The sequence below is a fragment of the Flavobacterium wongokense genome, from assembly GCF_021608265.1.
GTDB lineage: Bacteria > Bacteroidota > Bacteroidia > Flavobacteriales > Flavobacteriaceae > Flavobacterium > Flavobacterium wongokense.
The window spans coordinates 267,015-278,055 of record NZ_JAKIHP010000001.1 but is presented as its reverse complement, the minus strand read 5'-3'; the positions used below and the strand labels follow the sequence as shown (position 1 = coordinate 278,055).

Below are 11,041 nucleotides of genomic sequence, written 5' to 3'. Positions count from 1 at the left end.
TTACTTTGCCACTCAGCCACTCAGCTACTTTGCCACTTTGCTACTTCTTATTCGTTCCTGTTTTCTTATCGTATCCGTAAGGACAATGACGGCAACCACTTTTGCAGCAATAGCCGCGTTTGAGGTGGTATTTTTCGGTGAAACATTTATAACCTTCGGGTGTGTAATAGAAATCTTCGCCCTCGATTAATTTATTTTCATTATTTTGCTCGTTCATAGGCACAAATTTAAAGCTTTATAATAAATGTTTGTAATCGTTTCGAGATATTTAATTCCAAAAGGTTTTCGGGGAATCACTTTGTTTCCGTTTATCCTGCTTTCGGGGCGTGATTTAAAGCTGGACGAAGTCATGATTAACCATGAGAAAATCCATATACGCCAGCAGCTGGAGTTGTTGATTCTGCCTTTTTTTATTTGGTATGGAATAGAATTTTTGGTTAAATTAATAATCCACAAAGACAGGAATTTTGCCTACAGGAATATTTCTTTTGAGCGTGAAGCATATGCAAATGAAAAAGACCTAAACTATTTAAAGCAAAGGTCTTTTTGGAGGTTTTTAAATTATTTGAGATAATTATTTTGTTTCGTTAGCTGCGATTTTAATTTCGGGCTCTTTTGATTCGGGTCTTTTTGATCTTGGTTTAGATGTTTCTCCAGCGTTAGGCACTGGCAGTTTTTTATCTTCAACTGTTGCTCTTTTTTCGGTGTCTGCCGATTTGTTTTCAATGGTTGGTACCTCTTTTGTTTTAGCCGATAGTGTTCTGTTTTTCTTAGCGGCTGAAGACTTGGCAACCGCATCGTTATTGAATGTTTTGGATGCAACAGCCATTTGTTTTGGACGTTGTTCCGGTTTTAATTCGGGCATTCTCAGGTTTTCTTTCCCTTTCCAGATTCCGTATACAGAATATTGGACAACACCATTACTGGCTCCGCCTAAATCTTCAACAATGAATGATTTGTCGGCTTGATTCCGGGTAATGCGGATCGAACCTAAAGTATTTTCCCCTCCTTGTACAAAAACCTTAAATGGTTTAAAATCGGATAAGGTTTCAACAAAAACAGGGTCGAGGTTAACAGTAGCTTTTCCGTTTGTCAACTCAACTTCACCCATGTCAAAGAACCAGTTTTCGGTAGCTTCTGGAGCAAAAAGGATTCTTTCACCCTGAGAAGTTTTCATGGTTGTGGAAACAGAGCCACCACCGGTTCCTAATATTTTATAGTTAACACCGCCAATTTGGGCTCCAACATAAACATTGTCAATGGTTGAACCGCTTGAAACATAATTCCCGATAAGAACACCTCTATCTGTGCCGTCATTTCCGGCGCCTGTGATGGTTGCAACTCCGGTTAATGCCCATTGGTTTCCTGTAAAAGCTCCACCTGCACCCGTAGTTCCTATGGTTGTTACGGCTTGATTGTTACCTGCACCGACAACACCAATTCCGTTTGCGGTATTTGTCGCCCATGAGGCAGAACCATACGGACTTCCGTTAAATGCCCCACCGCTTCCGCCAATTAAATAAACACCACCTTGATTGTTTCCTGACCCTATTATCCCGGTACCGGCTGCATCTAGATTACGTCCTGAAACTGCAGCATTTGTCGCTGTTGTAGCGTCTCCGGCAACACCGATTCCGTTTGTTCCGGTGGCAATTCCGTATACTCCACGTCCATTGGTCCCACTTGAATTACCTACAGTCCCATATCCTGTTATGCTGTTATTTACACCCCAAACTCCGTAGCCTGTTGCTCCGCTTGCCTGGCCGTATACACCATCGGCATTGGTTCCTGAGGAAATTCCCATCACTGCAGTAGCATCTGAGCCTGTTGTACTTCCGCCAACACCTATTGCTGTTGTGCCCGAGGTTGTACCTACAACTCCGTTACCTGTCGCATTATTATTAACTCCCCAAACACCATATCCTGTAGCACCTGATGCCTGTCCGTAAACTCCATCAGCATTTGTACCGTTAGATATACCCACAGTACCAGTAGAATCTGAACCTGTACTTGTTCCATTTACACCTGTTCCTGTATTACCTGAGGTTATACCTACTGTTCCAATTCCCGTTAGATTATTATTGACACCATATACACCATATCTTGCAGGCTGTGTTTCGCTTCCATACACTCCGATACCGCTTGTTCCTGTTGCGGTTCCAACTACTCCTATGCCGCTTGTTCCTGTAGCATTTCCTCCAACACCAGTACCATTTCCTCCCGATGAAGTTCCGTAAGTACCAAATCCGGTTCCATTGTCATTGATTCCATATACACCTGGCCTTCCTGGCTGGTTATGTATTCCGTAAACACCAAATCCTGCTGCGCCGGTTGAAGTCCCATAAACCCCATAGGTTCCTGCGGAACTACCATATACACCTGTTGCGCCAGTACCTGTTGTTGTACCTCTTACACCAAAACCAGTATTATTGTTGTTGATTCCCCATACTCCGTATCGTGCTGCTTGTGTAGCTTCGCCAATAACCCCATCACCACCAGTATTGTCTGCATATCCCGAAACACCTGTTCCATTTGTGCCTGAAGCATAACTGTCTACACCCGTTCCAAGGTTTCCATTTGAGGTTCCGTATACTCCGGCACCACTGGCAACATTGGCAACACCAAATACACCAGCTGATATAGCACCAGCAGTACTTCCATAAACACCAGTACCTGTACTTGTATTGATTCCTCTCACAGCTATCCCGGTGCTGTTATTTGCTCCCCATACACCATAGCCTGAGCCGCCCGTATTGGCACCATAAACGCCGGCACCAGTACCAGTCGTATATCCATTTACTGCATATTCTCCTGAAGCGGTGTTATAAACGCTGAATCGGTCTCCGGCAGCTGCAGCTGTATTATTAACTACAACCTGTCCTCCAGATAATACTCTCATCCTTTCGGTACCTGTAGTAGCTATCCTAAAATCAACAGCATCTGATGTTCCAACATAATTCGTAGCACCAGTTCCTGCATTTCCGGTTGTTTGCCATCCATCTCCATTTCCTGCAGAAAATCTTTTCCAAACAGGAGCAGCAGTTGTACCACTGTTATAGTAATAACCTGGAACGACATTATTAGGTGCTGTTCCGGCAGTAGCCGTGTTGTATACAAAAAGTCCGGTAGCTGGAGCTGTAATTGGTCCTGCTGCATTAGTAGCGGTTAATGCTACTCTTGGAGCTAAAAACCCTCGGTTTGTAGCAGATAAATCAAGCTTAGCGGACACGTCTGGTGTTACGCCAATTCCGACATCACCATCGGCCTCAACCCTTAATTTTTCTGTACCGTTTGTGGCGACTCCTAGAATATCCCCTCCAGACGGGCTGAAAATTCCGGTATTTTGATCGCCTTGAAAAGAATAGATTGGCAGTGCTGCAGTACCTAATGAATAGGGTTGTAGCTGACCATTATTAGCATCTGAAATATTCCATTTGTCATTCCCACCAGTTTTGATTCTAAAATCAACAGCATCTGTGGTACCAATAAAATTAGTTCCCGGAACCGTTGAACCATTACCTGCAAGAGTCCAGTTTGTATTGGCTCCTGCTGTTATTTTTTGCCAAACAGCACCATCGTAAAAATAAAAACCTGTCGAGGTAATATTAACTGTTGTCCCGGAAGCAGTACCAGTTGCTACGCTATTCACATAAATCATCGTAGAAGTAATAATACCTGTCATACTTTGAGCCCTTTGTCTGTCTACCCTTGGAATCAAAATTCCGTCTACGGTTGTGGCCGTTCCTGTTGGATTTGCTGCAACAATATCAAGTGTTGAATCTGGAGCAGTTGTTCCAACCCCTACTTGTGAATGACTATAAAAGCATACAAGCAAGGCTAATAAAGTAAGTTTTTTCATGTTATAAAATTGAATTTTTTAGGACTATAAATATAAAGACATTATTGTTTAATTTCCTAATTTTTAGGCAATTAATTAAAATAAAAGCACAAAAAAACCTTTACGTTTAATAGCAAAGGATTTTTTGTATTCTTAGAGTTACAATTCGCTAATAAATAATTTTCTTAGTCACGGTTTCGCCCGTCTGTAATTTTATTTTTAGGAATAAGGTTGTGTTGTTTTTTCGGAGGTTTGAAAGGATAACATAATTAGAACTTATATTATTAAATGTTTCTAATTTTTGCCCCAATACGTTATAGACCTCAATCGATTCCATTATCAAATTGCTTGAACTGACAGCCACTTCATTAGTGACCATGACTTTTATATCATTTTGATTGAATGGATGTGTGTCAATTCCCAAAGCATTGTCAATATATACAACTTTAAATCGGTCATTAATTTCACCCGATTGAGTTGTAAAAATATACGGATCTGCTTTAAGGTTGTGTGTAATGTTTAGCAAATTATCTTTTAGGTAAATATTCTGAGAGTCAAATAATCCGTCAACAGCAGCAATCCCAATCGTATAATTTCCTTGCGTCGGAGCGTTAAATCCGATAGGCACTTCATCATTTACATCAAAAGGCAGCGCCCTTCCCTGAATCGCAAATTTAGTGTCGTCAACCATCGAATAAATCATCGATGCTCCTGTGTTTTGAGTTATGCAATCGTAAAAACTATCTCGTCCCATAGTTGCATTTTCAATGTATCCGAATAATATCCTGTCTGTTTGACTGTTTGAATTAATCAGGTCAAGCCAAATCCTGTTTCGCTCAATATTATTTACATCTGTTGTTGAAGATGTTGTCATATTTTGTGTTTTGTAAAAAGTACTGTTGCTGTAGGTTGCACTTCTTAAATTGTTATTAAAGGCAACTGTAATATTCGCTGCAGCAGCTACAGGCGGACCATCAACCATTTGTACAAAGAATCCTTGTCCGGCGCCAATGAATAAATCGGAACCAGCAGTAGGACAGCATGACGTACCTGTAAAATTATAGGTTAGATAATCACCCGGAGTATAATTCGATAAATAAGATCCATAAAATGGACTTGGAGTAATCACCGAAGGCAATGTTCCATGTGTCCATAACCTGATGTTTCCTTCCACTTTCGTGTTGTTGTCAAATAAAAACTGACTTCCACGGATAGCTGACGGATAAGGATTTCCCAATAAGTTCCAGTTGTCACTCAGATTGGTTAACTGTGTTCCGTTTGTTCCGGTATGTGGAGCAGTATTTTGATCACTACCTCTTTCAAGTGCAATTGTTATGTTTCCATTATTCGGAACTCCTGTAAAGGTTCCATTTAACGGATTTGTTGTTGAATTGTTGAATGGAGAGGTACCCGGAGCCCTTGCGATATAACCTTTACCGGCAATCATTGTATTACCGGCGGCACTTTGCCAGTTGCCTTGTCCTCCGTTCGCATTTGCCACAGTTGTATTCCATAGATATACTGCTCCAAATGAGTACGGAGAAACGATATTATTAACATTAAACCCAGATACAGGAGAAGACCAATAGACGTAATCTAAAGTCCTTACGCTTGGAGAAGTTCTTTTGTAAGTGATACTGCCTGAATTTAAAATATTGTTTATCTGAATGAGACTGGCACTATTGTTTAATGTGAATACTCCGGTTGGTTGTACAGTTACTTTATCTGTAATTGTTAAGTTATTGTTTGAGTTAACAGTAAGTTGTGCGCCATTATAAACTGCAAGATTGTATCCAACACCATCTGGAGCGGCAGAGATTACAGGATTATTTGCGGTTATAGGAACTACAACACAGTTCGTGTTTGTGGGAACCCCACTTGGTGTCCAGTTATTTGCTGTATTCCAGTCCGAATTTTGTGAACCGTTCCATATTTTGTTTCCGTTTACGGTAACGACAACATTATCGGTGTACTTTAAATTAGTTCCACTACACAAGGCATAAGTTACTTCGGCTGTGTATGTTGTTGTTACGGTTGGGCATACATTTAGTGTAGCTGCAGTTCCTAATTGCGTACCGGTAGTTCCGTTTCCTTCAAACCATTTTATGGTTGTTAATGACGAACCTGTTGGTGTAAATCTCCAGCCTTCGTTTGTTACGGTCCAGTCTGCATCCAAGCCATTTCTGTTTGGGGCAACCACCGCAGCATTTCCAGCAGCGTTTTGCAGTCCGACGATAGCATTTCCACCATTCCATGTTGAACATACATTTTTTTCTTTAATAAAAACGTCTATAACATTGGTGTTTTCGTAAAGGACAATCATTCCGGTATATAAAATGGAATTACAGGATGAAGAATACATGGGGATGTCATTCCATGATGCTACAAGTGCCCTACATCCTGTGTTGAGTGTAATTAACTCATATCCAACCTGTCCTCCCTTGCTTGGATCAATATCATGGTAAACACCAAAAATGGTATTCCTGAAAAGCGAAGCATTTGGCAAACTATTACTAAATGACCAGGCATTGTATCCTCCAGGTGAATAAGTAGTAGTATCAAATGTTATAACTCCGTTTGACCCGATTAAACATTTATTGTAATTGTTTCCATAAAAACAGAAATTGAAAGGAAGGTTAATCATAGGTGACCAAATATCATCTACATTAACACTTACAGGGTTTTGTAGACAGGTATATTGATAAGGCTTTTCAGTATAAGGGATTGAAGCCACACTATAACTTGTTGGCTGGTTAAGCTGAAGGTAAGTTGCTTCCAAATCAACGCAGGTTAATGCTGAACAATTTAAGGGAGCAGGATTTGAACCACTTAACCCTAATCCTCCAGCATCTATAGAAGGACAGGTTAGTGACGTTGTTCCTAAACCTGTTCCAACATTACAAGGCGTATAGTTTGTTGGTCCAAACCATGTACTTGTGTCCGAGCCACCACAGTAGGAACGTACCCAAAAATAGTATTTTAATCCTGGTGTTAATCCGGTCAATGTAACACCTATTACCCCGGCAGCTGTTGACCCTGTAGGTGGTGTTGCATTAGTTGGAGCAACTCCTGTCGTATTTATATAATATTGATATCCACCTGAAGCAGGAGGCGATGAAGCGGTCCAGTTGACAGTTACACTAGTGTTAGACAATATGTTTGCAAATAAATCGGCTGGCGAAGGACAACTAGGAGTTGACACACAAATTCCAAAGGTTCCGTTATTATCATTACCATATTCCCAAACCCTAATATAAATGGTTTGCCCAGGAGTTAAACCGGTTCTTTGAAGAAAAGACATTAATCCATTAGCACTGCTGTCGTCATCACAATCCAATAATGTCAATGCACCACAAGTTCCTGAATATAGCGCAATACCACTATCTGTCATAACGCCTGTCTGCAAATCTACATCGATTTCACCTGTAGCAGGGACTACTACAGAAAACCAAACATCGGAACCTAAAAAGTTGGCACAACCTGGTGCGGTCATTCCGCTACTTCCTGTTGCTCCGGAATTGGTATAAGTGGTATAATTACAAGTTGAACCAACAGTTAACGCAATGGCACCGCTACATTCGTCATTGGTAAGCGGAGCTACACAAGCCCTTGAAATTGTAAAGTTTCCTATTGTTGTGCTCGTTGAATCCCAGTGCGCTATATAAACATAATAAGTTGTTCCTAAGGTAGTGTTGAATGTATAGGTTTCAGTTCCACTCGAAAGCGCTGAATCTACGCAGGCAACATTGATTAATGATCCACATGAACCTCTTGATATCGACATTTCAATATCAAAAGCAGTTGTGGTGGCAGAAATTACATTTTGATTCCCGTCGCCAACAAAGGTATACCAAACCCCATAATTACTCATCGTACATCCCGATCCATGCGTATAGCTTGAAGTTCCAATTGTAGATCCGGCTAAATTTGTTGTCCCACATGGTAAGGAAGTGGCATTGGCACATTGGTTATTCGCTGGTGGTGAGGTTACACAAATACTGAAGGTTCCAACATTAGTGGAATTACCTTGGCTATAAACCCTAACATAATAGGTAAGTCCCGCGGTAAAGCCTGTTATGCTTGCAGTTTCAACGTTAGCTCCGTTTGTATTATTAACACAGACTCCAGTTCCTAAAGCCCCACAGGTGTTGCCTGGAAAAACTTCAAAAACAGCATTGTTAAGTGTGCCCGGCGTAACCGTTATTACATGGGAAGTGGCTGTAGCAACAAAACTATACCAAACATCGTCATCGGCAGTACCTGAACAGCCTGCCTGGGATTGGGTTGCTCCGACAGTAGTTCCATTTGTACTCGTGGTACAGGTTGAACTTGGATTTACGGTTAATCCAATAGCTCCGGAACAGTTGTCATTTGCAACCGAGGAAGTCACACACAGGTAATTCATCAACATGGTTCCACCAGAACCAACATTCACAACTTTGATGTAATAAGTCCCATTGTTTAATGAGATGGCGCTAATTGTTTCAACTTGTGTGCCATTGGTAGTAGTTGCATTGGCACATGCGATTTGCGTTAAGCCTGTACAAGTACTGGTCTCCGATATTAATTGTAAAAATATATTTTTGGCATTCCCTTCAGCAGAAATGGTAACCAGCATTGGTCCGCCTGTTACTGTGAATGTATACCATCCTTCAACCCTAAAAGTACCGGTTGCACATGATGACAAAGCAGGTAAATCTGCAGTGGAATCAGTCATGGTTTGAGCAGTAATGCATGTTCCGTTGATTGTAACCGGAGTTGCAGTGGCGCACGTAGTTCCCTGTCCAAAAGCATTAAAGCTTAATAGCGTCAAGAGTAGAAAAATCAGTCTTGAGAATACTTCAGTTTTTTCTGGATTGGCGATAAGCTGTATAGGTTTTTTTGCGATGTAATTCTTTTTCATATCTCCTCTTTTTGGGGTCAAAAAATGCCGATTAAATTCTTTTCTTTTGTCAGAAATTTGAATTTTTCGGCGCTATTTAATAATAAAACTAGTTTATGTTTAAAAAAAATCATAATATTATAGTTGTAATACTCATATAATCGGCAAAATGCACTTTCTTGACGTTGAGAAACATTATTTTATGAATTATTAACTTTTAAAGAAAAAATAGTCTTACTTTTTCAAAAATTTAGTATTTGTTGAAGCGAATAAATTGCTTTCTTGTATTGAAAATGAGCCATATATAAAAAAATAATGTACTTTTGAATTTCTAAACGGCATTTTATGAAAACAACTTTATTTATTTTCTGCACCGTGTTTTCCTTAAACTCACTTTTTGCACAATTGTATGTGAAAGATGCCTATGTGTTCAACAAAGGCTCTATGATTTATGTTAAGGATTACGTTGAATTGAATACTATTAACAGTAATATTTTTTTAAGGAATGAAGGCCAGTTACTGCAGGGAAGCAGCAGCGTTGGAGGCTTAAACCGTGGAGTTGGTTTTTTATCCGTTTTTCAGGAAGGAACTGCCAACAACTATGGCTATAATTACTGGTGTGCTCCAGTAGGCGTGCCCTCAGCAGGAGCTGGAAATAATTCCTTTGTGCTCGACCAGGTTGTAAAAAGACCAATCAGCAACATTGCAATGCAAACCCCAACATTTACTTCTAGTTATGATGGTAGTTCTACAAGTTCTGCGTTGTCAATTTCAAATCGATGGATTTATAAATATACGGCAGCCAATAATTATTCCAATTGGACTTACGTCGGACAATCAGGAACTGTTGCCAGTGGATTGGGTTATACTATGAAAGGCGTTTCGGGAGATGACACAACAGCAATAGGTGAAACAACTGTCAATAATCCAACCGGAGCAGGAGGATTGAATGATTATCAAAGATATGATTTTAGAGGAAAGCCAAACGAAGGAACTATTGATATTTCTGTAGCTGGACTGGCAGGCCAATATCCAAACAGCACTTTAACCGGAAATCCGTATTCCTCTGCCATCAACCTGAATTTGTTTTTATTGGAAAACAGTGGTTATACTGTGAATTACACCACTGGAGCAGTAAGTGCAGGTGGTCCTGTAGATGTAATTAATGGAAATGCTTATTATTGGGAACATCAAAAACCGGCAACATCACATCTCTTGTTACAATATCTTGGAGGTTATGGATACTATGCCCCAAATAATACGAATGCATTCAGCCCGGGAACCTATAATGCCGGAAGCTGGAACACATATAATATTGACGGCTCGCCAAATACGACGGGTAGCAGCACAGGTTCAACATACAAAAGAATGTTTGCGCCTATTGGACAGGGATTTATGATTGAAGGAAAGGTGAATGGAAATGCCCAGATGAAAAATCTTTACAGGGTGTTTGTTAAGGAAGGCGTTGCTTCGAATTCACAATTTGAAAAAAACACCACAACTTCCAATACTATAGGAATACAAAATTGGGACGAAATACCAAACGTTGCAGGAGTTGATTATACTCAGTTTTCAAATGCGCCAACACCACAAATTAAAATCCATACTACTTTCAATAATCAATTCACCAAGGAAGTAACCATGGCTTTTAATCCGAATACAACTGACGGATTTGATAACGCGATGGACGTAGGGTCTTACGAAGCCAATCTTACGAATGATGCCTATTTTGCGATACCAAACAATACTAAGAATTTTGTTATAACGACACTGCCTTTTGATATCAACAAGAGGATTCCATTCACATTTAAGGCTGGAGAACAGGCTACTTTTAAGGTTGCTGTTGGAGATATCATAAATTTCAATGACGCTGAAAATGTGTATTTGTATGATGGATTGACGGGTATTTACCACGATATAAAAAATGGCTATTTTGAAACGACACTTCCTGCAGGAAATTATACCAATCGCTTTGAAGTTACATTCCGTGATGCTGCACTATCCATTTCAAATCCAATAAAGGAAAACATAACGGTTGTACAGAATAATACCAGCCATCAATTGATTATTTCCAATCCGAATATGATGGAAATCAAAGCCGTAACATTATTCGATATTACGGGCAAACTGCTGTTCAACAAAACAAAATTAGCTGTAAAGGGTAGCTATGAATATTCGACAGCTTCTTATGCAGATGCAGTTTATTTAGTCAAGATTCAGACCAGTGACGGACAAAGCTTCGGCCAGAAAATCATAGTTTCTTCCAAATAAGGAAAACTTCAAAAGCGATTTTATAATCGCTTTTTTTATGGATGCTATTT

Annotated in this window: 5 protein-coding genes; 2 read left to right on the top strand and 3 right to left on the bottom strand. The window is 40.0% G+C overall.

All coding sequences use genetic code 11. The annotated features are described in order from the left end of the window. Positions 1-40: 40 nt before the first annotated feature. Complete coding sequence (locus tag L1S31_RS01065; protein WP_236460952.1) at positions 41-217, bottom strand: C1orf53 family protein; 177 nt, start codon at positions 215-217, stop codon at positions 41-43. Between the two features lie 27 nt (positions 218-244). Between L1S31_RS01065 and L1S31_RS01060 the strand changes: the two genes are divergently transcribed. Next, entirely contained in the window at positions 245-574 is a 330-nt protein-coding gene (locus L1S31_RS01060) for a hypothetical protein (RefSeq protein WP_236460941.1), read from the top strand. Here L1S31_RS01060 and L1S31_RS01055 read toward each other — a convergent pair whose 3' ends face one another. Both L1S31_RS01055 and L1S31_RS01050 read right to left on the bottom strand, forming a co-directional pair. After that, positions 575-3,859 carry a beta strand repeat-containing protein gene (locus L1S31_RS01055; RefSeq protein ID WP_236460920.1) on the bottom strand — a complete coding sequence of 1,095 codons (3,285 nt, stop codon included), beginning with the start codon at positions 3,857-3,859 and terminating at the stop codon, positions 575-577. Between the two features lie 148 nt (positions 3,860-4,007). Beyond that, positions 4,008-8,741 carry a RemA C-terminal-like gliding motility protein gene (locus L1S31_RS01050; RefSeq protein WP_236460916.1) on the bottom strand — a complete coding sequence of 1,578 codons (4,734 nt, stop codon included), beginning with the start codon at positions 8,739-8,741 and terminating at the stop codon, positions 4,008-4,010. Positions 8,742-9,065: 324 nt separating this feature from the next. On the opposite strand from L1S31_RS01050, the gene L1S31_RS01045 reads away from it, so the two are divergent. Continuing rightward, complete coding sequence (locus L1S31_RS01045) at positions 9,066-10,991, top strand: DUF8693 domain-containing protein (protein ID WP_236460904.1); 1,926 nt, start codon at positions 9,066-9,068, stop codon at positions 10,989-10,991. Positions 10,992-11,041: the final 50 nt, after the last annotated feature.

Coding starts and splice junctions, on each gene's coding strand:
- L1S31_RS01065 (WP_236460952.1), bottom strand. CDS start 217: ATGAACGAGCAAAATAATGAAAATAAATTAATCGAGGGCGAAGATTTC.
- L1S31_RS01060 (WP_236460941.1), top strand. CDS start 245: ATGTTTGTAATCGTTTCGAGATATTTAATTCCAAAAGGTTTTCGGGGA.
- L1S31_RS01055 (WP_236460920.1), bottom strand. CDS start 3,859: ATGAAAAAACTTACTTTATTAGCCTTGCTTGTATGCTTTTATAGTCAT.
- L1S31_RS01050 (WP_236460916.1), bottom strand. CDS start 8,741: ATGAAAAAGAATTACATCGCAAAAAAACCTATACAGCTTATCGCCAAT.
- L1S31_RS01045 (WP_236460904.1), top strand. CDS start 9,066: ATGAAAACAACTTTATTTATTTTCTGCACCGTGTTTTCCTTAAACTCA.